General features: G+C 66.9%; 24 protein-coding genes and 2 tRNA genes. 4 read left to right on the forward strand and 22 right to left on the reverse strand.

Features of this window, described 5'->3' with window-relative positions; all coding sequences use genetic code 11:
* Nucleotides 1-120 precede the first annotated feature (120 nt).
* From P1J78_RS15350 to P1J78_RS15410, 13 genes are all read right to left on the reverse strand, one after another.
* Nucleotides 121-1,329 (reverse strand): tyrosine-type recombinase/integrase, encoded by a 1,209-nt coding sequence (locus tag P1J78_RS15350; protein WP_275568256.1) that lies wholly within the window; start codon nt 1,327-1,329, stop codon nt 121-123.
* Nucleotides 1,329-1,517 carry a hypothetical protein gene (locus P1J78_RS15355; protein ID WP_275568257.1) on the reverse strand — a complete coding sequence of 63 codons (189 nt, stop codon included), beginning with the start codon at nt 1,515-1,517 and terminating at the stop codon, nt 1,329-1,331. The genes P1J78_RS15350 and P1J78_RS15355 overlap by 1 nt, the downstream gene beginning before the upstream one ends.
* Before the next feature lie 256 nt (nt 1,518-1,773).
* Nucleotides 1,774-1,848 (reverse strand) — tRNA-Phe (locus P1J78_RS15360).
* 93 nt (nt 1,849-1,941) lie between these two features.
* Nucleotides 1,942-2,964 carry a ribonuclease E/G gene (locus P1J78_RS15365; protein ID WP_275568258.1) on the reverse strand — a complete coding sequence of 341 codons (1,023 nt, stop codon included), beginning with the start codon at nt 2,962-2,964 and terminating at the stop codon, nt 1,942-1,944.
* Nucleotides 2,961-3,533 carry a Maf family protein gene (locus P1J78_RS15370; protein ID WP_275568259.1) on the reverse strand — a complete coding sequence of 191 codons (573 nt, stop codon included), beginning with the start codon at nt 3,531-3,533 and terminating at the stop codon, nt 2,961-2,963. The genes P1J78_RS15365 and P1J78_RS15370 overlap by 4 nt, the downstream gene beginning before the upstream one ends.
* A gap of 191 nt (nt 3,534-3,724) precedes the next feature.
* Nucleotides 3,725-3,943, reverse strand: a complete 219-nt coding sequence (gene infA, locus P1J78_RS15375; RefSeq protein WP_007205486.1) for a translation initiation factor IF-1 — start codon at nt 3,941-3,943, stop codon at nt 3,725-3,727.
* Nucleotides 3,944-4,019: 76 nt separating this feature from the next.
* Nucleotides 4,020-4,904, reverse strand: coding sequence for a carbon-nitrogen hydrolase family protein (locus P1J78_RS15380; protein WP_275568260.1), 885 nt, complete (start codon nt 4,902-4,904; stop codon nt 4,020-4,022).
* The gene (locus tag P1J78_RS15385; RefSeq protein ID WP_275568261.1) at nt 4,901-5,482 is read right to left on the reverse strand and encodes a GNAT family N-acetyltransferase; all 582 of its coding nucleotides are present in this window, start codon (nt 5,480-5,482) and stop codon (nt 4,901-4,903) included. Before P1J78_RS15385 ends, P1J78_RS15380 begins: the two co-directional genes overlap by 4 nt.
* A 346-nt stretch (nt 5,483-5,828) precedes the next feature.
* On the reverse strand, nt 5,829-6,848 hold the full coding sequence (locus P1J78_RS15390; protein WP_275568262.1) for a nucleotidyltransferase family protein: 1,020 nt from the start codon (nt 6,846-6,848) through the stop codon (nt 5,829-5,831).
* A 395-nt stretch (nt 6,849-7,243) separates the two neighbouring features.
* Nucleotides 7,244-7,711 carry an arsenate-mycothiol transferase ArsC gene (locus tag P1J78_RS15395; protein WP_275568263.1) on the reverse strand — a complete coding sequence of 156 codons (468 nt, stop codon included), beginning with the start codon at nt 7,709-7,711 and terminating at the stop codon, nt 7,244-7,246.
* Nucleotides 7,712-7,715: 4 nt separating this feature from the next.
* Entirely contained in the window at nt 7,716-8,204 is a 489-nt protein-coding gene (locus P1J78_RS15400; protein WP_275568264.1) for a UPF0262 family protein, read from the reverse strand.
* A 2-nt stretch (nt 8,205-8,206) separates the two neighbouring features.
* Nucleotides 8,207-9,514, reverse strand: a complete 1,308-nt coding sequence (hisD, locus tag P1J78_RS15405; protein WP_275568265.1) for a histidinol dehydrogenase — start codon at nt 9,512-9,514, stop codon at nt 8,207-8,209.
* Between the two features lie 147 nt (nt 9,515-9,661).
* Nucleotides 9,662-10,234 (reverse strand): hypothetical protein, encoded by a 573-nt coding sequence (locus P1J78_RS15410; RefSeq protein WP_275568266.1) that lies wholly within the window; start codon nt 10,232-10,234, stop codon nt 9,662-9,664.
* 237 nt (nt 10,235-10,471) lie between these two features.
* On the opposite strand from P1J78_RS15410, the gene P1J78_RS15415 reads away from it, so the two are divergent.
* Complete coding sequence (locus tag P1J78_RS15415) at nt 10,472-11,485, forward strand: hypothetical protein (RefSeq protein WP_275568267.1); 1,014 nt, start codon at nt 10,472-10,474, stop codon at nt 11,483-11,485.
* Nucleotides 11,486-11,659: 174 nt separating this feature from the next.
* On the opposite strand, the gene P1J78_RS15420 is transcribed toward P1J78_RS15415, so the two are convergent.
* From P1J78_RS15420 to P1J78_RS15430, 3 genes are read right to left on the reverse strand one after another with little or no spacing between them, the layout of a single operon-like run.
* Entirely contained in the window at nt 11,660-12,136 is a 477-nt protein-coding gene (locus tag P1J78_RS15420; protein ID WP_275568268.1) for a DUF2948 family protein, read from the reverse strand.
* Nucleotides 12,133-13,401, reverse strand: a complete 1,269-nt coding sequence (gene murA / locus P1J78_RS15425) for a UDP-N-acetylglucosamine 1-carboxyvinyltransferase (RefSeq protein WP_275568269.1) — start codon at nt 13,399-13,401, stop codon at nt 12,133-12,135. The genes P1J78_RS15420 and murA overlap by 4 nt, the downstream gene beginning before the upstream one ends.
* Nucleotides 13,402-13,408: 7 nt before the next feature.
* A complete protein-coding gene (locus tag P1J78_RS15430; protein WP_275568270.1) occupies nt 13,409-13,552 on the reverse strand; it encodes a hypothetical protein in 144 nt (47 codons plus the stop codon).
* A gap of 88 nt (nt 13,553-13,640) precedes the next feature.
* On the opposite strand from P1J78_RS15430, the gene P1J78_RS15435 reads away from it, so the two are divergent.
* A tRNA-Thr gene (locus tag P1J78_RS15435) sits at nt 13,641-13,810 on the forward strand.
* Nucleotides 13,811-13,983: 173 nt separating this feature from the next.
* On the opposite strand, the gene P1J78_RS15440 is transcribed toward P1J78_RS15435, so the two are convergent.
* Nucleotides 13,984-15,033, reverse strand: a complete 1,050-nt coding sequence (locus P1J78_RS15440; RefSeq protein WP_275568271.1) for a tyrosine-type recombinase/integrase — start codon at nt 15,031-15,033, stop codon at nt 13,984-13,986.
* Nucleotides 15,034-15,832: 799 nt separating this feature from the next.
* On the opposite strand from P1J78_RS15440, the gene P1J78_RS15445 reads away from it, so the two are divergent.
* Together P1J78_RS15445 and P1J78_RS15450 are read left to right on the forward strand one after the other, a co-directional pair.
* On the forward strand, nt 15,833-16,375 hold the full coding sequence (locus tag P1J78_RS15445) for a hypothetical protein (RefSeq protein ID WP_275568272.1): 543 nt from the start codon (nt 15,833-15,835) through the stop codon (nt 16,373-16,375).
* Nucleotides 16,376-16,513: 138 nt separating this feature from the next.
* Nucleotides 16,514-17,077: a hypothetical protein gene (locus P1J78_RS15450; protein ID WP_275568273.1), complete on the forward strand. Its 564-nt coding sequence runs from the start codon at nt 16,514-16,516 to the stop codon at nt 17,075-17,077.
* Between the two features lie 624 nt (nt 17,078-17,701).
* Here the strand turns inward: P1J78_RS15450 and P1J78_RS15455 are convergent.
* The 5 genes from P1J78_RS15455 to P1J78_RS15475 all read right to left on the reverse strand — a co-directional run.
* Nucleotides 17,702-18,619 (reverse strand): EamA family transporter, encoded by a 918-nt coding sequence (locus P1J78_RS15455; RefSeq protein ID WP_275568274.1) that lies wholly within the window; start codon nt 18,617-18,619, stop codon nt 17,702-17,704.
* Nucleotides 18,620-18,803: 184 nt separating this feature from the next.
* Nucleotides 18,804-19,442, reverse strand: coding sequence for a DsbA family oxidoreductase (locus P1J78_RS15460; protein WP_275568275.1), 639 nt, complete (start codon nt 19,440-19,442; stop codon nt 18,804-18,806).
* Nucleotides 19,442-20,065, reverse strand: coding sequence for an NAD(P)H:quinone oxidoreductase (gene wrbA / locus P1J78_RS15465; protein ID WP_275568276.1), 624 nt, complete (start codon nt 20,063-20,065; stop codon nt 19,442-19,444). Before wrbA ends, P1J78_RS15460 begins: the two co-directional genes overlap by 1 nt.
* 106 nt (nt 20,066-20,171) lie before the next feature.
* A complete protein-coding gene (locus P1J78_RS15470) occupies nt 20,172-21,059 on the reverse strand; it encodes a LysR family transcriptional regulator (protein WP_275568277.1) in 888 nt (295 codons plus the stop codon).
* Nucleotides 21,060-22,160: 1,101 nt separating this feature from the next.
* Nucleotides 22,161-22,678: tetratricopeptide repeat protein (locus tag P1J78_RS15475; RefSeq protein ID WP_374213307.1), on the reverse strand; the 518-nt coding region annotated here is incomplete at its 5' end.

Here is a 22,678-nt window from a genome sequence, read left to right on the forward strand (position 1 = left end):
GGTCCGCGGATCGAAGCCTCAAGGCTTTGATATTGAAGTGACTTTTTCTTGGAGACTGCGCTCGCACCGGCAGTCGCGCCCCGTGCCTCCCGTACTCGAACTGTATCTCCAGTCGCCGCCTTACTCTTCCGCCAGTTGATCCAGATGATCGGCGTACCATTGCATCATTTCGGTGCGGCCTTTCAGGTGAAGCGCCTTGTTGTAGGCGCCTTTAACCTTGTTATCCTCGACGTGAGATAGTTGAAGCTCGATCCAGTCGCCATTCCACTCGTGCTCGTAGAGCATCGTTGAGGCCGTCGTGCGGAAGCCGTGCGGAACGTGCTCGCTCTTCTCGAAGCCGAGCCGCACTAAGGCTTGGTTCATCGTCGCCTCGGAGAGCGGACGGCCCCAATCCCGACCCATCGGCAGGACCCATTTCGACCGCATCGTCACCGGCCGAATCCAGTCAATCACCTCGACGACCTGCCGGGCCAGCGGCACGATGTGCGGGCGCTTCCGCTTCATCTTCTCGGCTGGAATTGTCCAGAGCGCGGCATCGAGGTCGAGATCGGCCCACTCCATCGTCCTGGTCTCACCCGGGCGCTGGAAGCAATACGCCTGGATCAGGAGCGCCGCGCGGGTCTGGGGCGAGCCGGAATAGTCGCGGAGCGCTTGCATGAGCGACCCGACTTGCCGGGGGTCGGTGAGCCCGGGCCGGTTGCGGACTTGGGGTGCCGGCGTCACATCGCGCGCTTCGTGCATGAAGTCGCGGTCAGCCCGGTCGGTCTGGACGCCGTACCGTAGCACGGCCGAGCAAACCGACCGCAGCCGCTTCGCTGTCTCCAGCCGCCCGGCGTCGGCCTCGGCCTGGAGGATCGGCACGAAGTCTCGCAGCCCGAGGTCGCGGGCGCGCTTGTTGCCGATGCCGGGGTAGGTCTTCGCCAGGAGGATCAGCGTCTTCTTCTGCGTCAGGTCGGCGATCCCCTCGCGGAGCCGCTTCTCGAACCAGTCCTCGCAGAGCCCGCGCCACGTATCGCGCGGGTCGACCTCCTCGCCAGAGAAATCCAGGAAGTCGTCGAGCGGGTCGGGCTCCCCCGGCGGCGCGGACGGGTCCAGCCCGGAGTTGATGCTGTCCAGCACCTTCATCGCCTCGATCCGCGCAGCGCGCAGCTTGAGCTTGGGGTAGTCGCCGAGCGTGACGGTCTTGGGCTTCCGGTTCACGCGGCAGGCAATGCGCCAGATCAGCATTCCCGAAGGCCGAACTTCCAGGTAGAGGCCGCTGCCGTCGTAGAGCTTCTGGGTCTTTCCGGTCGGCTGGACCTTCGAGATTTGAGCCTCGGTGAGCGACATCAGGAGTCCTCCGGCGGGACGCCGCACTCGTCGTTCAGCGCGTCCATGACCGCTTGGACATCGACGACGAGTTGCCGGAGGCCGAGGCCGCCAACCTCGGCGGCAGCGCTCTCCAAGTGGTTCCAGGCGCGCTCGGCTTCTACGGAATGGAACTCGCGGGAATCGGTTTCTGTTCGCTTGGGTGCCATTCGGGCCCGCTCCTCTCGTGGTAACGCGGCGTGGTAACCTGTGTGGTAATCCGCGTGGTAATCTGTGGTAACCGAGAGGAGGATTACCACAAAAAATTCGGATATACAACATTTAGCTAATTATCTGGCTAATATTAGCTTTTTGTTTTTAGTCCCTCATGACAAGGGTTTTTGGTTCCCTGAATGTCCAGCGGGAGTGGAAAACGGATGATTTTTGGCCCAATTTCATCAACTGATTGTTGGATAAGGGGAGAATTGGTGCCCGGGGGCGGAATCGAACCACCGACACGAGGATTTTCAATCCACTGCTCTACCCCTGAGCTACCCGGGCACGGGTGAGCGGTATCCGCTCGGGTCGGCACTCTCTATAACCGGCAGCGCGCGCTGTCCAGACGGTGCGCCGCATTTTTCCGCGGCCCCGACGCTATCCCTCCGCCAGCGGCGCCCGCTCCCGCTTGCGCTGCAGCTCGAAATGCCCCAGCGGCGTCCAGCCGGCCAGCGCCGTCTCGATCGGATCGGCGCGGAACGCCGCACCCAGCGCCGTCTCCAGCTGCCGCCGCTCGCGCTTCGCAAACGGCGCGAAATCCACCGTGACCTGCCCGCCCAGCCCGCGACAGCGCAATTGCCGCGGCAGGTCGCGCACCAGCGCCAGGTTCGCCTTCAGCCCCGCCGCCGGCGAGGTGTCGCCCCCGGTGTTCACGTCCACCGCCACCAGCGCCCGCGTCGGCTCCACGAAGGCATAGGCCCCGCCCGACAGGTCGACGCGCGGGCGCAGCATCGCCTCGATCCGTTCCTCCACCTCGTGCTCGGCAAAGGCCCCGGCCCCCTCGGCCACCAACTCAGGCTCCGGCCAGTCGCGCCAGGCCAGCAGATGCGCGTCCGGCCCGTCCAGGAGCAACTCCGGCCCGCCCGCCGCCTCGGCCGTCACGTCGCGCGCCAGCTCGCACATCGCGGCAGCGTCGGCGATCACCGCGTCCTCGCCCGCCTCCGCCGCGGCCGAGCGCAGGATCAGCCCGGCCCCCTCCGGCACCAGCCCGGCCACCGCCCCGGCCAGCCGGTCGCGCAGCGCCGCGTCCCGCACGCGCCGCGACACGTTCACCCCCGGCGCGCCCGGGGTCACGATGGCAAAGCGGCTCTTGAAGATCAGGCGGGTGGAGACCGGCACGGCCTTGCCGGGCTCGGCATGGGTCGACACCTGCACCAGCAGCGCCTGCCCCGGCCGCAGCCCGCGCGTCTGGCGCAGAAATCCGCGCGCGCCCCCGGGCAGCTTCACGGTGACGCCGCCCTGCCCCTTCATCGGCCGGTCGGCCACGGCGCGAAAGATCGCGCCCGGCAGCGGCGCGTCCCCGCCCGGATCGACCAGCAGATCCTCCAGCCGCCCGTCGACCAGCCGCGCGACCGCCGCCCGCCCGCGCCATGCGCCCAGGGCCACGACACTCCCCTTCATCGCGGCCAGACCGGCCAGCCGGCCGCCTGCAGAAGCTGCGCCGTCTCATGCACGGGCAGCCCCATGACGGCGGAAAACGACCCCTGGATCCACGGCACGAACGCCCCGGCCGGCCCCTGGATCGCATAGGCGCCGGCCTTGCCCTGCCAGTCGCCGGTGGCGAGATAGCCGTTCACCTCCCCGTCCGACAGCCGCTTCATCTTCACCTGCGTGACCACGTCGCGCTTCCACAGCCGATCGCCGCGCTTCACCGCCACCGCCGTGATCACCCGGTGGCGCCGGCCCGACAGGGCGTACAGGAACGCCGCCGCCTCGCCGGCATCGGCGGGCTTGCCCAGAATCCGCCGGCCCATGGCCACGGTGGTATCGGCACAGAGAATGACGTCATCCGCCCCGCCCGCCAGCGCCTCGGCCTTGGCCCGCGTGATGCGCGTGCAATAGTCCCGCGGCAGCTCGCCCTTCATCGGCGTCTCATCCACCTCGGGCGGGCACACCGCGTCCGGCGAAAGGCCCAGCTGGCCCAGCAGCTCCAGCCGCCGCGGACTCCCCGAGCCCAGGATCAGCCGCATGCCGCACCGCCCGGAACACCGAACGCCGCTCCATCTTGGCAGAAATACTCCCGCCAGAGGCGTCCCGTCCCCCCCGACAGCACCACACCCGCAGCTTCTTCTCGTTCCAAATACGCAAAACCCGGGGGGCGCAGCCCCCCGGCCGGTCGGACCGCGCCAGCGGTTCGAAACCTCGCCGCGAAAGGCAAGGACTACTTGAAGCGATAGTTGATACGACCCTTCGTCAGGTCGTAGGGCGTCATCTCGACCTGCACCTTGTCGCCCGCAAGCACCCGGATCCGGTTCTTGCGCATCTTTCCCGCCGTGTGCGCGATGATTTCATGGCCGTTTTCCAGCTCGACCCTGAACGTCGCATTCGGCAGGAGTTCCTTCACGACGCCGGGGAATTCGAGCAGTTCTTCCTTGGCCATGGTCACTCCGTGTCAGCGTGCCCGCGTCATTGCGGGCGCCGCTTAAATGGCCCCAAACGCCGTTCTTTTCAAGGTCTCACGCACGCATGTGACAGATTTCCACGCCTTTTGCGGGCAGATCCTGCTGCGGCCAGTCGGCATGGTTGAAAACCCGCCCCTCCGCGCGCACCCGCGCCACCGCGGCCAGGTCGACGCGGGCGGTGACCCAGCCGGCCACGTCTGGTGCGCCCTGCGCCAGCACGCCGGTCTCGGGAAATCCATGGTCGGGCGGGCCGTAGATGCCGGCGGCGCCGGTGTTGATGTCGACCGCCTCGCACCACGGCGCGGCGCCGACGGTGGGCGACAGCACCGTGACGCACTGATTCTCCAGCGCCCGCGCCATCGCGCCGATCCGCACCCGGTGATAGCCCGACGCCGCCTCGGTGTTCGACGGCACCAGCAATATCTCCGCGCCGGCCTCGGCCAGCGCCCGGCCCAGCAGCGGAAACTCGCTGTCATAGCAGATCAGCACCCCGAGCCGACCCAGCGCCGTGTCGAAGACCTTCAACGGCGCGGCCCCCGCGATGCCCCATTCCTCGCGCTCGAAGCGGGTCATGATCTGCTTGTCCTGGAACCCGCTGGTCCCGTCCGGCGCGAACAGCCGCGCGCGGTTCACGAAGCGGCCGCGATCCGCCACCGGCCCGCTGGCGCCCAGCACATGCACCCCGTGCGCCGTCGCCAGCCGGGCGTTCAGCGCGTCGGCCTCCGGCATCCGCTCCGCCACCGCCCGGGCCGAGCGCGCCAGATCCGCCGCCGCCTCCGCGCCCGCGAGCGACGCGAGCTCCATCGCCCCGTATTCGGGAAAGACCAGCAGGTCGGCCCCCTGCGCCGCCGCCTGCTCCACCCAGGCCGACAGCTTGTCCGCGTAGGACGCCCAGCTGTCGTGCCAGTCGACGGGATAGGCGGCGGCGGCGATCTTCATAGGCGTTTCATCCAGAACTGCAGCGGTTTCTCGGTCTCCGTGTCGCGGTCCACGTCCTTCCAGCGGAAATACGCGACGGCGCCCTCGACCGGCGCATAGCCGCGCTTGCGCCAGAACGCATCGAGCGGCCGGTATTCGGCCGGCCGCAAGGGATGATCCTGCGGCCGCACCACCGCGCAGAAGGCCGACCATGTCCGCCCCAGCGCCCGCGCATGCGCCTCCCGCGCGTCGAAGAAGCCATGCCCCGCGCCCTGCCCCCGGTACTCGGGCAACAGCACGCTCTCGGCGCAATAGAACATCTCCGCCAGGTCCCGCCCCGCGAAGGGCGCGGCGAAATCCTCGGCATGGTCCTCCATCGGCGTGCCCGTCGCCGCCCCCACCAGCCGGTCGCCGTCGAACGCGCCCACCAGGATCGCCCGCGGATTGTCGCGATAGCTTGCCATGTAGTCCCGCTCGTACCCGAGATCGCCGTCATACAGGTACGGCCAGTCGCGAAACACCGCGATCCGCAGCCGCGCCAGATCGTCCAGCGCGGCCTCCACCGCCTCTCCGGTCAGGGGTCGCAGATCCAGCGGCATCGCGGGGCTCCATCGGTAGACAACGCCGCCGCTGCTAGCCTCCCGCCCGGGCCGGGGTCAAGACCGCCGCGGGCGGGGGGCCGGCACGCGACCCGACCCCCGGCCTCATCGACGCCGATCATGCCCGCGCGTTGAACACCGGCGCTCGGGATCAAACGGGCCGTCTTCAGGACGGCGGGTAGCTGTCTTTCACTGCATGCACGATGACGTTCCGGACTGTCGAATTTCACCGACATCTCACTTGAGATCATGTTCGCCAGACAGCGCGTCGGGACGATCCCCGACGAAGTCTCTCGCCGCGCCGAACAGATCTGTCGATCCGCGGAGCACGACCATCCGCACCAGCTCACGCGAGCCCGTGCAGGAGATCCTTTGTCGCCGACATGCGCCCGAGGCTTGAGGCGATCCGTTCGCGCCATCGGGGGCCCTGCAACAGCGCGTGCTCGTATGCCTCGGCAAGATCGTCGGGCCGATCTTCCGCGAGGATGCGGATGAGGAACTCGGCTTGTGCCCGATCTTTCCGCGCCTTCGCCTCGTCCGGGCCGCTCTGCCGCCTGTCGGCCACGATCAGCTTGTGGATCGCGAAGCGCTCGGGGCGCGGGATTTGCACGAGGACGCCGGAGCGGTAGAGCGCCAGCGCGTGAATCGGCTCCGCAATCAGGAAATTGAGGTAGTTCAGCGCCTGTGCGCTTACTCCCAGCGCCGGAAGCGGCTTGATGCCTTCGTCGCCGAAAGCCGGCGTCAGGAACTCGACCATGGCCTCGCCACCGCTTTGACACCACTTCCAGATCCGCCGGTCGAAAACCCCGGGGACAGCCTCGAATTTCATCGACCGAAGAATATCCCCCGGCTCTTCCTCGACGCGGTCGCCCAGAGCCACCGAGAGCCGCTCGAAGCTCGCGAAATCGATGTCCCCCGTCTGGGCAAGTTCGTCAGAGTCAAAGCGTACGCCAAGCTCCCCCTGATAGAGCGCGTAGGCTCCGGTCCCGATCAACGTGCCGCCCAGCCGAAAGACGCCGGCGCGCGCGAAGGCCAGAAGCAACGAGCCTGTCTCCCGGTCCGTTCCGATCATCCCTTCGGACCTCAGGACGCGCGCCAGGCGCGACATGCGCTTCTTTCGCTCCTGCGCCTCTGCCTTCAGATCGGCCGCGCGCGCCAGGCGATCGCGCAAGTCGGGGCTATCTTCGCCGAGGTAGCGGCTCTTCATCTCGGTCCCGATCCGGAACCGGTCGTAGAGATAGGTCCGCCCGTTGCGCTGACGCGCCTCGATGCTGCCCACGATCTCCGACGCCGCCTCGTCGAGATGCATGCGCAGCAAATCCTGATAAGCGACTTGGGCTGCGCGGGAGTGCGATACCGGACCCATCTGACCCCTGCCTTTCGTTTGTGTGCATCAAATATTAGATTGATACACACAGCCGGTAGTGTGTAGCAAAGTTCTTTTTGCTGCACACTGCCCTCGGCACCCGGATTGCGGTTACGCTCCTTCAGGTGAAGCTGCACCGGAGCGGTCTACGGCATGGCCATGGGCCGGTACGGACCCGCTCGCATCGGAGCGCGTCTGGCTGCACGCGCGAACATGGCTCTGCCGGGAGTGGTCAGTATAGGCTCCTTGCCGGCCTTCGCCGCACCCCGCGCCAATATCCCTCGATGGCTTTCGCTCCCCCTTGCCGGCACCCCGCGCGCGGAGAACGTTCCAGCTGTCGGGATGCCGTGAGAAGGGCCCGCCGCCCCACCGGGGCGCCGCGGGCCCGACGAACGTCACCCCGCCTCCTCCGCCGTCGGCGGCCCGAACCGCATGCGAATCCGGCCCGCGATCTGGTCGCGGGTCTGGCGATAGGCGTCCAGCTTCTCGTCGCGCATGTGGCCCAGCCCCGTGGGGTCGAGGATCGGCCAGTATTCCACGTCCATGTGATAGTGCCGCGTCATCTCCAGCGCCTGCCGCTGGCTCGCCGGCGACAGCGCGACCACCAGGTCGAAGCTCGACAGGTCGTCGCCCCACTGCTTCATCTCCTCGAAGCTCCGCGACCGGTGGCGCGACAGCTCCACCCCCACCTCGTCGCAGACCGCGATGGCGAAGCCGTCGATCTCCAGGTCGTTGCGTACCCCGGCCGACTGCACGTAGACATCCGTGCCGTAGAGCTTCTTCATCAGCCCCTCGGCCATCGGCGACCGCACGGCGTTGTGGTCGCAGCAGAACAACACCGAGTGCGGAAGCGCGCGCGGCACCGGCTCAGCCCCCCCAGTGCAGCACGCAGATCAGGGTGAACAGCCGCCTTGCCGTGTCGATGTCCACCTCCGCCTTGCCCGCCAGCCGCTCCTGCAGGATGCGCGCGCCCTCGTTGTGGATACCGCGCCGGGCCATGTCGATCGCCTCGATCTGGCTCGGCGGCAGCTTCTTCACCGCGTCGAAATAGCTGTCGCAGATCTGGTAGTAATCCTTCACCGCCTGCCGGAACGGCCCCAGCGACAGGTGGAACTCGGCCACCTGCCCGTCATCGCCCGACAGATCGAACACCAGCCGCCGGTCGCGGATGCACAGCTCCAGGTCGTAGGGCGGCGCCGGCACGTCGCGCCCCGCGCGCCCCGGCAGCCGGAACGAGTTGTCCTCCAGCAGATCGAAGATCGCCACCTTCCGCTCCTGCTCGATCTCCGGCGTCGGCGGCGGCAGCCCGCTGTCGTCGATGGTGACCGAGCGCAGGTCCATGGTGGCGTCGCTCATCCTCAGACCCCCTCGTTCAGCCGGTCGAGCCGCGCCCGCACCGACAGCCCGTGCGCCTGAAGCGACTCCGACTGTGCCAGCGTCTCGGCCGCCGGCCCGATGGCGCGCAGCGCCTGCGGCGTCATCTGCGCCACCGTGGTCCGCTTGACGAAGTCCAGAACCGACAGCCCCGACGAGAACCGCGCCGACCGCGCCGTCGGCAGCACGTGGTTCGGCCCGCCGACATAGTCGCCGATCGCCTCCGGCGTCCATTGCCCCAGAAAGATCGCGCCCGCGTGCGTGATCTCCGGCAACAGCGCCTCGGGATCCTCGGTGCAGATCTCCAGGTGCTCCGGCGCCACCCGGTCCGACAGCGCCGCCGCCTCGGCCAGGTCGCGCACCACGATCACCGCCCCGAAGTCGCGCCAGCTCGCCCCCGCGATCGCGCGCCGCGCCAGCGTCGGCAGCCGCGCCTCCACGGCGTCGGCCACCGCCTGCCCGAACGCGGCGTCGTCGGTGATCAGGATCGACTGCGCGCTCTCGTCATGCTCGGCCTGGCTCAACAGATCCAGCGCCACCCAGTCCGGCTCGTTGTGCTTGTCCGCGATCACCAGGATCTCCGAAGGCCCCGCGATCATGTCGATGCCCACCCGGCCGAACACCCGCCGCTTCGCCGCCGCGACAAAGGCGTTGCCCGGCCCGGTGATCTTGTCGACGCCTGGGATGCTCTCGGTGCCGTAGGCCATGGCGGCAATCGCCTGCGCGCCGCCGATGCGATAGACCTCGCCCACCCCCGACAGCTTCGCCGCCAGCAGGACCAGCGGGTTCACCTGGCCGTCGGGCGTCGGCGCACACATCGCCAGCCGCGGCACGCCCGCCACCTGCGCCGGCACCGCGTTCATCAGCATCGACGAGGGGTAGGAGGCCAGCCCGCCCGGCACGTACAGCCCCGCCGCCGCCACCGGCGTCCAGCGCCAGCCCAGCGTCGCGCCGGCGGCGTCGGACCACTGCTCGTCCTCGGGAAACTGATGCGCATGATAGCTGCGGATCCGGTCCGCCGCGATCTCCAGTGCCTGCCGCTCCTCGGGAGGCACCCTGGCGCATTCCGCCTCGATCTCGTCGTCGGAAAACGCCAGCGTCTCCGGCGTCAGCTCCAGCCGGTCGAACTTCGCCGTCAGCTCGATGACGGCCGCGTCGCCCCGCGCCCGCACGTCGTCGATGATCGCGCGCACGGTGTCGTCGACATCCGCGCTCTCCTCGCGCTTCATCGACAACAGCGCGGCGAAACGCGCCTCGAAATCGGCCTCGGTCGTGGACAGGAAAACGGGCATCGGCAACTCCTTCGGCCCAAAGCCTTAGCGACCGTGCCGCCGCACCACAAGCGGCACGTCCCGGCCGCGGCCGGGGGCAGCCCACGGCCGCCGACACGAACTCCGAATGCCCCGCGGCAGGCTTGACGGCAGAGCTGCCGCCCTGCCCTACCCGTCCGACCTCCGGCCAGCGACCCCGAGCCCGAAGCCCAGCACCATCGCCCCGACCAGCCCGGCGATGATGCGGGCGTCCCAGACGGCGCTGTTCGCGGCAAGCGTCATCCGCGCGGCCTCCACATCCACCCGCCCGGAGGGCGCAATCTCGGCGCGCAGCAGATAGCCCGCCTCCAGCGGCACCTCGAAGCTGCCCAGGTTGATGTTCTGCGTCCGCACCCGGCTGGACCGGCTCGTGTCGTCGCTCGTATCGTTGGCGATCCCGCTTTCGGTGAAGATGTCCTTGATGCCCGCCTCGGCATCGCCGCCGATCGCCACGTCATAGCTGGCGATGCGTCCGCCCCGGCGGCCGGAATAATCGAGCGACAGGATCGCCCGGACCGGTGTCATCGCGGGGTCCAGCCGGACCGCCAGCTCATCGGTACGGCCGCGCGGCTCCAGTTCGAACGCCGCGACCTCGTCGCCCGACCAGTAGAGCACGTAGAGGACGTAGAGTATCCCCGCCCCGATCGACAGGACGGCGAGCCACCCGCCGATTCGGCTCATCGCAGTCTGCGCCGCGGCCATGGGATCTCCTCTTCGCGCGTTGCATCCGCCGCCGTATGGCCCGCGCCGCCACCCTCGATGGCAACCGCGCACGGGGTCCGCGGCCGATGGTCCTGCGCGAAGCCTGACCAGACCGGGCCGCGGGCGTCAACCGGCCGGGCATCGTGCCCCGCACGACACGGCCTTGATACGTCAGGACTTTTCCGCGAGGGTCCGGGCGCCGGAGCCAACATGTCCGATACGACCAAAGGGATTGCCATGACACGATTTCGCAAACCGGGCCTGAGCGAGCGCTTCTCGCAACTGGGCTACCTTCTCAAGAACACGGCCACCATCGTCGGCCGGGATCGCGACATCGTCACGCCGGTGATCCGGATGATCCTGTTCTCGCTGATCCTGGTGACGCTGTTCTTCGCGATGATCGCCGCCTACGTGGCCGAGGCCGATACGACCGGCACGCTGCTCCTGCTGGCCTGGCTCGTCGTGGGCATCTACCACTTCTTCTATTTCAACCGGCAGGAACTGGCGCTCAGCTGGCTGGTCTTCGAGACCGCCGCCGGCCGCGACCGCAGCTACGATGAGGCCGCCGGCCATGCCGGCACGCTCGGCGGGCAGATCCGCATCCTGGCCCTGCTGGACATGGCCGCGGCCTGGATCGCCTGGCGGCGCCGCGACAGCGAGAACAACGGGCTGCTGACCAACCTCGTCCTCGGCGCGATGACCGAGGGCTGGGATCTGGTGAACCATTTCCTCCTGCCCGCTATCGCGGTGGACGGCGTCGGCTTCCGCGACGGCATGGGCAAGCTGCGCGCCACGCGCGAGAACGTCCCCGAAACCCTGGTCGGCGTCTTCGGGATCGACGTGATCGGCCGCGTCGTCGCCACCATCGTCGCCCCGCTCTACACGCTGCTCGTGCTGCTCGGCCTGGTCGTGGGCGTCTGGGCCAGCGGCGCCATGCCCGCCGCCTTCGAGGCCGGCCGGCTGGGCGAGGTCCTGCCGCCCGAGGCCTTCGACTACCTGCCGGTCTCGGCCGACAGCGTCTTCAACTGGCTTCCGCTCTTCGTCTGCATTTTCCTCGGCAAGCTGTTTTCCTCGGCGTTCAAGCGCGTGGTCACGGCGGTCAAGGTGATCTACTTCACCCTGTTCTACGCCCGCGTCCTGCATTCCGAGGCGCTGGCCCCCGACGTCCGCGCCGAGCTGGAGAGCTATCTGACCTTCAGCGACGAAGACGGTAAAGGCGACGCCGGCGCACCGGGGGTCGCCGCGACCTGACGGCGGCCCGACCCGCGGTGTCGTGCACCCCGGCCGTGCGGCGGCGCGGGACGGGGGGGCGCGCGGCCATCGCGCACGCCCGATCCGGCGTCATGCCGCCTGGACGTCCACGGACCAGTTAGCGCTATCTATAACAAGATCAGGGACTTGACCCCCCGTCCAACCTTGGACACCCTAGTCTGGATGCCGCGGCGCCTTCCCGGACGGCGCCACATAGGGCCGGGTCACGTCGGTCAGCGAGACCTCCAGCGCCTCTACCTCCAGCGCGATCCCGCCGTCTCCGGCCAGCACCAGCTCCAGCCGCCCGGCCCCGTCCTCGCCCGGCGTGAAGGCCAGCGACAGAAGCGACAGGATCAGGTCCGTGTCGCGCCGGTCCACGCCCTGGCTCGACACCTTCAGAACGTCCTCGACCACCAAAAGCGACTGCACCCGCTCGTAGGTCCCGCGCCGCTCCTCGGCCGGCAGATCCTCCCACCGGAACCGGTTCAGGAGCACCGCGAAGCGCCGCTTTGCGGGCAGCCAGGACATCTCGGTCACCGGAAACACCGCGTCCTGCACCAGCGCCGAGATCACCGGCAGGTCGTCCGGCTCCAGCGCCTTCAGCCGCAGCGGCCGCTCATGCGCATCCTCGAACCGGGCGTCGTCGGTCATGCGCCGTGAACCCTCTCGATCAGCGCGCCGACGGCCGACAGCTTGCGCTCCACATCCTCGTAGCCGCGGTCCAGGTGATAGACGCGGCTGACCAGCGTCTCCCCCTGCGCCGCGAGCCCGGCGAGGATCAGCGACACCGAGGCGCGCAGATCCGTCGCCATCACCGGCGCGCCCTTCAGCTTCTCGACCCCGGTCACCGTGGCGGTCCCGCCCGACACCTCGATCCGCGCGCCCATCCGGGTCAGTTCCGGCGCGTGCATGAACCGGTTCTCAAAGATCCGCTCGTCCAGCACGCTGGTCCCCTCGGCGGTACACATCAGCGCCATCATCTGCGCCTGCAGGTCGGTCGGAAAGCCCGGGAACGGCGCGGTCTCCACGTCCACCGCCTTCACCCGGCCGTTGGAATGGGTCACCTTCAGTCCGCGCTCGGTCTGCTCCACCTGCACGCCGGCCGCGTCCAGCCTCTCGGCGAAGGCCGAGACCAGCTCCATCCGCCCGCCCAGGCACTCCACCGAGCCGCCGGCGATGGCGGGCGCCAGCATGTAGGTGCCCAGCTCGATCCGGTCCGGCACCACCGGATGCGTCGCCCCGTGCAGCGCCTGGACCCCCTGCACGGTGATCTCGTGGCTGCCCTCGCCCTCGATCTGCGCGCCCATCTTCTTCAGGCACCGCGCCAGATCCACGATCTCCGGCTCGCGCGCGGCGTTCTTCAGCACGCTTGTGCCTTTGGCCAGCACCGCCGCCATCAGCACGTTTTCCGTCGCCCCCACCGAGACGAAGGGAAACTCCACGACCGCGCCTTTCAGCCCGCCCGGCGCCTTCGCCTCGACATAGCCTTCTTTCAGCTCCAGCTCGGCGCCCAGCGCCTCCAGCCCGCGCAGGTGCAGGTCCACCGGCCGCGCGCCGATGGCACAGCCGCCGGGCAGCGACACCCGCGCCTGCCCGTAGCGCGCCACCATCGGCCCCAGCACCAGGATCGAGGCGCGCATCTTGCGGACGATGTCGTACTCGGCCGTCAGGTTGTCGATGGCGTGGCTCGACAGGGCCAGCACGTGGCCGTCCTGCAACTGCGTCACCTCGGCGCCCAGCGAGGACAGAAGCTCTGTCATCGTGCGGATGTCGGACAGCCGCGGCGCATTGGTCAGGGTCAGCGGCTCGTCGCTCAAGAGCGTCGCCGGCATCAGCGTCAGGCAGGCGTTCTTCGCCCCCGCGATCGGTATGTCGCCGGCCAACGCGCCGTTGCCGCGAACGAGAATGGAATCCATGCCTGCCTCACTTTCCGGGCTTGCCGTCCCCGCCCCGCGCCTTCGCCTGGGCCTTGCGCCGGGCGATATTCGCCTTCAGCGCGGCCTTCAGCCTGTCTTCGCGCGTTTTCCCGGCCGCGCCGGAGGATGACTGCCCCTGTTTTCTGCTCATGCATCCTGTCTACATGAGGCCGGTTGGAGCGTCCAGATTGCCCTTGCGCGATTGGCGGATTGCGTCTAATAGGCCGCGCACGACACGGGGCTGCCGTAGCTCAGGGGTAGAGCACTCCCTTGGTAAGGGAACGCCGCAGACAAGATTTTCCCTATAAAATCAAATACTAAGCCTCGAGCTAGGAGCGCAGTGCACGGATTTTGCACGGAGTGGCGGGCGGCACCCGAGCAATCATCGTTTTACGGCCTGTCGCGGTCGCCTGTTGCGGGAGACAGTCCACACGCAGCCGTCATGCCGGGTGACATTTGCTGACAGCGGAACTTGCGAGCACAACCTGCCGCGCCAGATTGCGCTGGCCCTCGCCCGACCGATATTGGCGACATCCGGGCATGGTGCGCGAAGCGTGACGACCGGCCGCTTTCTCGCGCAGTCTACTTCACCGCGCGAACGCGTCCCGGCTTACGTTCCGCCTCGCCGCCGCCAGTCCCCTGGAAATCCCATCCGTGCTCCAGAAGTCGGTCAGCAAGATCGCGCGGCGCGATCTTGCGATAGCGCTGCGCCATGTCGGCATTCCTCCACCCCCCGAGATCGAGAAGTGTGCCGAAATCGCCGGTCGCCGCGCTGTACCAGGTCGCCCACGTATGGCGACAGACATGCGGCGTGACGTCCCGGCCCAAACCTGCCTTGTCGCGGGCCCGAGAAAACGCATTGACGATCTGGCTGCCCTCGGATTGGCGCCCAGCATATGGCAGACCATTGGGCTTCCGTAGCAGCGGTCCCGACGCCGGCAAGGGACAGGTCAGGATCAGGTCAACCGCTCTCCGTGGCATCCGCACCATGCGCGGGTGGGTGTTTTTCGTATCCGCCACCCAGGCTTCAGCCGTGACAGGGTAGAAGTGCGCAACATCAAGATTGAGCGCCTCGCTGACCCGCATGCCGGAGCCCAGCAGCACACCGAGGATCGGCACAAGGTGAGGTCCGGCGGCCCCGATCAGGGCCTCGGCTTCTTCGGGGGTCAGCCAACGTGTCCGGACGCGACTACCCTTGCGCCGACGAAACTTGCGAAACGGGGTGAGCCCCTCCGCAGCCGCCATGCTGACAATCGCGGATATCGGTGTGATGAGCTGGCGGTTGATCGTGCTGTCCGCCGCCGTTGGATAAATTGCCTTGGCCGCCTCGTTAACGGCCGCGTTGTCGATGTCTGCAAGGAGCGTATCCGGGCCGAAATGAAGGAGGATCGGCTCGAGGAAGCGTGGCTCCCCGCCCGTCTCCATGTAGGCTAGTGCGGCCTCGGCGAAAGTCAGCGTTGCCGCCTTGCCATAGGCATGCCGATGCTGAATCTCGGTTTCCCGCCGAAGCCTGAGCGCCTCCGCCTCGGCCTTCTTAAAGCAGCCCGTGCTCTCGTAGATCTGACGTCCTTGGATCGTTCCGCGAATGTACCACGGTCCCCCCGGTTTCCGGCGAAAGAGCTTTAGCGGCAACCTGATCCTCCCCGGGAACTGCGTTCATGGGCGACAGCAAAATGTCGTCGACAGCGTCGAGTTTGCCGAGATATAGGCGCCTTATCAATGAATTGTCGCCCACATTGCGTGACGTACGACTAATTATTTCTGTTTCAAGCATTCGCGAGCACACCGTGTCGTGGCATTTGAACCGACCACAAGTTCTCCTCGATCCGCACCGCTGCCCGGCCTGAACGGTCCACTGTCCGCGCAAATCTACGCGGCAGCGGTGCCGCACACGCGCGGGACGTGCAGTGCCGGCCCGGCTGAGCCTTTCCTCCCCCGTCTCCCCCCGATCCCTCAAACTGCGCCAATGCCCACCGTCTACTCCCATAATCCCAGGGTTTGGGAACAGCGATGGGATTAGAAATTGCAATATTTTCAAGATCTTGCGCCATTTTGGGAGTAGCGGGAACAGAGTTGCGACCTTTTCCATATATGCGTGAAGGGGTCAGGGATGACGCGATAGCGCCTCGCGTGTGAGGCGAGATTTCTACTCCCGCTACTCCCACGCTGCGTATTTTGGCTTTATTCTCAATATCTTGCGCGCTTCCCTCTACTCCCATTCTATTCCCATCCTGTTCCCAAATGGGAACAGGACAAGCGAGAGATAGGGCTATACATAGGTGGAGCCACAACATATAGGGGTTTGCGCATGATCCAGAATGGAAACAGCCGGGCGGCGGCGACAACCTAACTCCAGCGCGTCAACGCGGCGATCATCCAGGCGGCGGGCCGGCGGCGGCAGCGGCATTACCAGGACGGCGCGCGGGCGCCGGTGGAGCTGGCGGAGCTGTCGGAACGGCGGTCCAATGGGCAGGAGCGCATTACGCCGCTGGGCTATCGCACCGCCCGCCGGGCGCTGCCGCGCGTCCTGGCCGCCCTGCCGGAGACCGATCACCGCCGGATCGCGGCCGAGCTGGTCGGCAATTCAGTGGAGCGGATCGGCGCCGTGAAGGGCGCGAGCCTGGAGGGCACCGATAGCAAGGGCGGCCAGTCGGACGGCGGCGCGACGACCCGGAGCAAGCACGCCGCACGGCTGCACCTGGTCGAGGCGGTGGCCAACGGCTGGACCGTCGACACGGCCACCGGGCGGATCAGGCGCGGCCCAGAACGAGTGGTGTTTGAGGTGCAGCGCCGAATCGGCGAACGCCAGGAAATCAATGCGTTTCCGCTTCTGTTGGCGGTGTGCGTCCACGGCCGCGATCTGCAGGATATCCTGCGCGCGCACGGCTGGTCGGTGCAGTCGAAATACACCCGCGCTCTGGGCCAGAACGTGCTGGATATGCTCGACCGCGTGTCTGTCCGGCTGGGCGGTTAGTACCGTCGCCTGCGCGCCAGGCTTGACGGCTGATAACGGCGCGGACTAGCAACAGGCCAACAGTGCAGAAATGCGCCAAGAGGAAACGGCCGCAGCCCGAGAGGGCGCGCGGCCGTTTGTGTTTCTGGAGGATCGCTAATGCGCACGCTGACGTTCGCGGCCCTGCTGGCCGCCTGTCTCGCCTGGCCGTTCGTCGCCTTGGCTGATCTGCCCGAGACGCACCTGGAAAGCGAAAACCAATGGTGCGCCGTCGACGGCGCCGCCCTGCTGGCGCGGGCCGAATGCAACGCCCGCCGCGTGGCCGTGGCAGAGCGCGACAACGGCGACGTGTTCGTCCTCTATGCGATCGAGGCCGGCACCTGGTCGGCGCTGTCGCTGGTCCCCGATGTCCGGGCCTGCCAGGTCGCTGGCGGCGAAGGCCTGGCCTGGTCCTGCCCGGGGTCGAGGGCCAAGGGAGACGCGCCCGTATCCCGGCTGGCGAAGCTGCCCGATCGCCTGGGCGCGCTGCCCGGGGCGGTTGGTCCAACGGATCGTGCCCAGGCGGAACGGCTGCGCGACAAGGTGCGGCGCCCAGGGCGACAACCTGCGCCGGCTCTGCAACACGAAAGCCTGGCGCCAGCTGCGCCTGGAACTCCTGGAGCGCGACAACTGGACCTGCCGGCAAACCAGCATCCTGCAGAAAGACAAGGCCCCGGCGCCTGATAGCTCGGTCATTCACAATATCCGCCCGCACAGCGGCGAACCCACACTGGTCTGGGATCGGAACAGCCTGCAGTCCGTGCCGAAGGAGTGGCGCGACCGCGAGAAACAGCGGCAGGAGCGTGCCGCCGATCGGGAAAGGTGAGCCGAAGCAGCTGATTGAAACACTGTGGGCCACGCTGGCCGGCATTAAGGCGGGCGCACCGGGCCGCGCGATGGAGCCGGAGGCGCCGCGCCGTGAGCGTCGCATGGAGTGCGCAGCGCTGATCCGGACGAAACCTCGCAAGCGGCTGTTCACGGAGCACCGCCCCTAAGAGACAGGGGGAGGGGTGGGGTCAATCCCTGAAACGCGGTTTTGCCGCAGACCCGCACCCCTCCCATGCGCACATTTTTTTTTCCGCCGAAACTGCTTTTTCTCCGTGTTTTCGACAATTATGAGCGTAACCATGCCCAGTCCGCGCACGGGAGACTCGAGAAAGTCAATTTATAATGACATTTCAAGCACTTACATAGGGCCTCCGAGGCATACACGGGCATGTTCAGTCCTGTAAACCGTTGAAGAGAGAATTTTTCCCGCCGCAGGGAGCCGCGCGTCGCGCGCAACGTCTTTAGTGAGTTTCAGCACTATCATCCGGAAACTCCTGTCTTGAATGGCGATCGCGCACGCATTGCCGGGCGCGCCGTAGCGTCCCCGGCGGGCGGGCGGTTTGCCCGCTGTCCCGCCCAGACGGCGCCGAGAACGATTGCCGCTCCGATGCCCTGCACGAGCGACAGGGTCTGACCCAACAGCACCCAGCCAAGAAACACGGCCGTCACGGGACTCATCATGCCGAGGATGGAGACGGCTCCGGGCTCGATCCGGGCAACGCCCCGGAACCAGAGCGCATAGGTCGCCGCCGCGCCTATGAGGCCGAGCCACAGGAGGCCGGCGATGTTGGTCATCGTCAGTGGCGGCAGAGCCGGCTCCATGATCAGCACGAATGGAAGCAGGATCAATCCGCCCGCAGTCAGCTGCCACGCGGTGAAGCTTAGCGCCGAGACGGGCGGTTGCCATTTCCGACTGAGGACAGTGCCCGCCGCCATGGACGCCGCGCCGCCAAGCCCTGCGGCGACACCCACGGGGTCAAGCGCTGCTTCGGGGCCGATCAGCAGCAGGGCTACGCCCAAGACGCCGACCGCGGCCGCCGCAACCGCGCCCGCCCGGATCGGCGTTCCGAGCCACCCGCGCGCCATCAAGATCACCATCATCGCCTGCAGCGACCCCAGCGTGGCGGCGAGCCCGCCAGGAAGCCTGTATGCGGCCACAAACAACAGCGCCCAGAACAGCGCGAAGTTGAAACAGCCGAGAAGGAAAACACGGCCGAGCCAGGCGCGGGGCGGCAGACAGCGCGTAAGGGCGAGCAGCAGCATCCCGGCTGGAAGGGCGCGCAGCGCGGCAAGCGTTACGGGATAGCCTGCGGGCAGCGCCTCGGTCGTGACCAGATAGGTGCTGCCCCAGATCGCCGGGGCGAGGGCCGTGAGAAGAATATCGGTCGTGCGTGACATGGGTGCGTCTCCTGACGGGGCTCACCAGAGCGAGCGCAAAGGCAAGTGTGGACGGTCCGGCCCCGGATCGAGGCCGATGTCGCGCATCAGGTGGGGCGACAGATCACAGGGCCCGCTTTGAAGAATACGGCAGCGACCCGGAGCTTTGCGGTGGAGGAACGGGATGGTCATTGGAAGGCGCTTTTCAGACGACGAGGCGGAGGGCAGCGCGCTGTTGCGCAGCCAGATCCTCGCGCGGTCCGTTGACGAGCCGCGCGCCGGTGTCGCGGACGATGAGGGCGGGGATGGACCGGACCTGAAGCGCGCGGGCGTGTTGCCGATCAGTTTCGACGGCTCGCATGGTTTCAAGATCGTTGAACACCTCTGCGAAGACCGCTGCCTCAAAGTCGAGGGACCGAGCCACGTGCAGCACTGTTGCAGGATCTGCGATGTTCCGGGCTTCGGCCAGATGCGCGCGCTGCAGGCGGTCGAACATATCCCAGTGCGCGGCCTGCCCCCCGAGCCGCTCCGCCGCCTTACACCCAAGCGCGGCCGTCATCCCGTGGGGATAGTCGAACGGGGCCAGGCGCATGGCGTCGATATCAACGAGTTCCGGCCGATCACTGACCTCCCGGCAGGCGGCCCAATGCCCGAGAATGATCTCGCGCGCCTCCTCCGGCGTGCCCCAGCGCTCGGCCATTTCGGCGGGGCTGTCCTGCAGGACGAAGGTGCGGTGCCGTATGCCGAGGTTGAACTCGGTCGACAGAACGCGCATCCGCGACGAGATGTTGAAGCACCAGCAGCAGACGACGTCGTGGAAGAAGTCGATGGTAAGGACGGCCATCACGCGGCTTCCTCTGCCAGTTTGCCTCCGGCTAGCCGCGCTGCGATCCGCGCCACATGCGCGCCCTGAAACCGCGCACCGGCAAGGTCGGTCTCGGTGGGCATCCGTGAGCCGTCCGCCCCGGCGATGGTGCCTGCGCCATACGGGGCGCCGCCGACGATGCCCTCGGCCGTGGTCTGACCTGCAAACGTGTAGGGCATGCCGGCGATAAGCATCCCGAAATGCTGCAGCGGAATCTGGGACGAAAGCAGCGTCGCCTCGTGCCCGCCATGCTGCGAACCGGTGGATGCGAAGACCGCCGCGACCTTGCCCACCAGCGCGTTTCGTGCCCAGAGCCCGCCGGCCTGATCGAGAAAGGACTTCATTTGTCCGGCCATCATGCCGAAGCGCGTCGGGGTGCCGAAGATGATGGCGTCGTAAGCCTCGAGATCGGACGGGCTGGCGACAGGCGTGTCGTCGGGCTGAAAACCGGCCGTCCGCTGGATCTCCTCGGGGACGGTTTCGGGCGCACGGCGCAGGTCGACATGGGTGCCGGGCACGGATCGCGCGCCTTCGACCTCGGCCCGCGCGAGCGCGCGGACATGGCCATAGCTGGAATAGTAAAGAACGAGAACGCGGGTCATGGGATCCTCTCAGGGTTTGGGTTTTCTTGCCTGAGAGCATCGGGGATCGGCCGGGCCGGAATAACCGGCCGGCTGTCACTTCATTATTTACGGTGGTTGAAGAATGTCAGGACCGCAGCGCAGCACCCAAGTGGTCGAGGAATGCCATGACCTTCGCGTCCATGCCGAGCCGGGACGCCGTCACGGCAAAGATCCCGGGGGCCGGAAGCTCCCAGTCGGGCAGAACCCGGACAAGCTCGCCCCGAGCCTCGAGTTCCTTCGAGACGAAGTCCGGCAAGGTGCCGATGCCCTGGCCGGCGATCAGGAGATCGCGCAGGACAAGGCTGTTGCCGACCCGAACCGGCGGGTCGAGGTCGATCGTGGTCGTGCCGGAAGGGCCTTGCAACTCCCAGGATGTGAGGTGGTCCGCAAGCAGGAAGCCGATCACGCGGTGCCGTGCGATGTCATCCGGCGTCGACGGCATACCCGCGCGTTCCAGGTAGGAGGGTGCAGCGAAGACCCGCTGGTGCATCGTCCCTATCTTACGCGCCAAGAGTGCCGAGTCGGGCATCGTCGCCCGGATCCGGATCGAGACATCAAATCCGCCCTCGACCATGTCCACGACGCGATCGTCCATGGACAAGGTTAGCCGCAAGTCGGGATAGGCGTCGAGAAATCCGGGCAAAATTGGCGCAATCATCGTCTGTCCGAAAGAACTGGACGCGTTGACTTTCAGGTGCCCGCGCACCGCACCGGCGCCGTCGCGGATGCGCGTCTCGACCCCGGCCACTGCATCCAGGACGCCGCTCGCCTCGTCGTAGTAGAGCCGCCCGGCGTCGGTCAGCGACATGGCGCGCGTGGTGCGCGTAATAAGAGTAGTCCCGAGGCTATCCTCGAGCAGCTTCACCTCGCGACTCAGAAGCGCGGGCGACACGCCAAGATCCTCCGCCGCCCGGGCGAAGCTGCCGCGCTCGACGATGCGGCGGAACGCGTGCATAACGGAGAGCTTGTCCATCCTCGGGTTGTCAACTCTTCTAAAGGCCGCTCGTCACGGGTCGGCTACTCTACGATACTATAATTTACGCGAAAGGGCGCGGATGTCTGGACTTGCACGCTCCGGGGGAACGGAGCGAGCGCGATTGCCAGCCGCAACTTTAGGCATCGTCCCCGACGATCACGCATTTCGTTGCAGCCGTCGCCGCAGGGCTAGATGACCGTGGCAACTTGGCTTTACAAATGTCGGGTTGGTGTCGTGGTATGGCGTGTCGGCTGGGAGAACCTCTTATGACCGCTGCCAACCTACATGCCATTCGCATGTGCCGTCCCTCTTGGAACAGGGGCCGCGGGGATGCGACGAGGAACAAAAATTCAGCTTCGCAAGACCATCTATTCATCGCATCCCTACGAATAGCCGGTGGTCTTCGTGGAGCCTTGCGTGCGAACACCCCACATCTCGGGAACGGAAGAGGTTAATCCCAACAGGTTCTGGAACAACGTGGCCGAGCACTTGGCGCCGCAAGAACATCGGTAAGTGAAGGATAGCACGGAATTCAGGCACGGAACCGGTCATTTGCTGCGCGTCGTAGAAGGATCAGGTTGGGCAGAGAGTTGTGGATTTTTCAGCGCGGAGGGCGCTGGCTGTCTCGGAGGTGGCGACCGTGGCTCCGGACCAACTGCAGACATTCGGCAAGGTGGACGTCGCTGCGACGCAGTTCCCCCAAAGCGTTCGTTCCCGGCTGCGTTCAGCATCGCCCAGCAGGTCAAAGTCCGCAGTGCGGACCTTTCTGCCGTTCGCCGCACGTGCTCAGTTTACACGGCATCCGCGAGGTCCTGCGCAAGAAGGGCGGGTTCCGGACTTTCGCCGCGGTGTCGAGCGTGCCAGCCCGCGGAAGCGGAAGCCGACATTCAGATTTACCGAGGCTTGTGTGAACTTCTGCACCGCCGCAAGTCGGCTGAGAGCCTAAACTGACCGCGTCGATCTTGGGTGTGATCGCCCTTGCAGCCTCGGCGCGCCCATCGCGATCGGCCCAGAGCCGACATAGGTGCCTATCTCATTGAACGACCGACGTCAGCCGAACCGCGATACGACCCCGGGTGACATCTTATTTGAGGTATCTCAAGATACGATACCGAAGCCGGCAGTCTTCAACCGTACGCGCAGACAGGCCATTTTCTCCTCGTTCCGAAGCGGCATGCGTTGAAGATCGGCCAAGCTGACATCGGGCAGATGTTCGCGGCAGATCGTAGCGGCCTGACGGGCATCTTCCACCCGATCCAAGGCGACAAGGCTTGCGGCCAGTACGAAATGCGCGAAATACCAGCGCGGCATTCGGCGGGCGGACTTTCCCGCCCAATCCGCGGCTTCCGCGTAGCGCCCGGCCTGGTAATGTGCCAGCGCAAGGCCGGAGAACCGGAAGAATATGCTCGGATCGCGCGGGTTCATCCGGATCGCGATCTCCTGCCGGCTAATCGCCTCGTCGGTCCGTCCGGAAATGGCGAGCGCAGTGCCGAGGCTGCCATGGGCCAGCGAACAGTTGGGATTAGCAGGCTGCTGAAGAAGTCGGGTTGGAAGGACGTTATTCCTGTCGCCGGGGCTGGAAGGCGGGTCGCTCGCAGATGCGAACGTCGGGTCCA

It is taken from the genome of Psychromarinibacter sediminicola, from assembly GCF_029168335.1.
In the GTDB taxonomy this organism is placed as follows: domain Bacteria; phylum Pseudomonadota; class Alphaproteobacteria; order Rhodobacterales; family Rhodobacteraceae; genus Psychromarinibacter; species Psychromarinibacter sediminicola.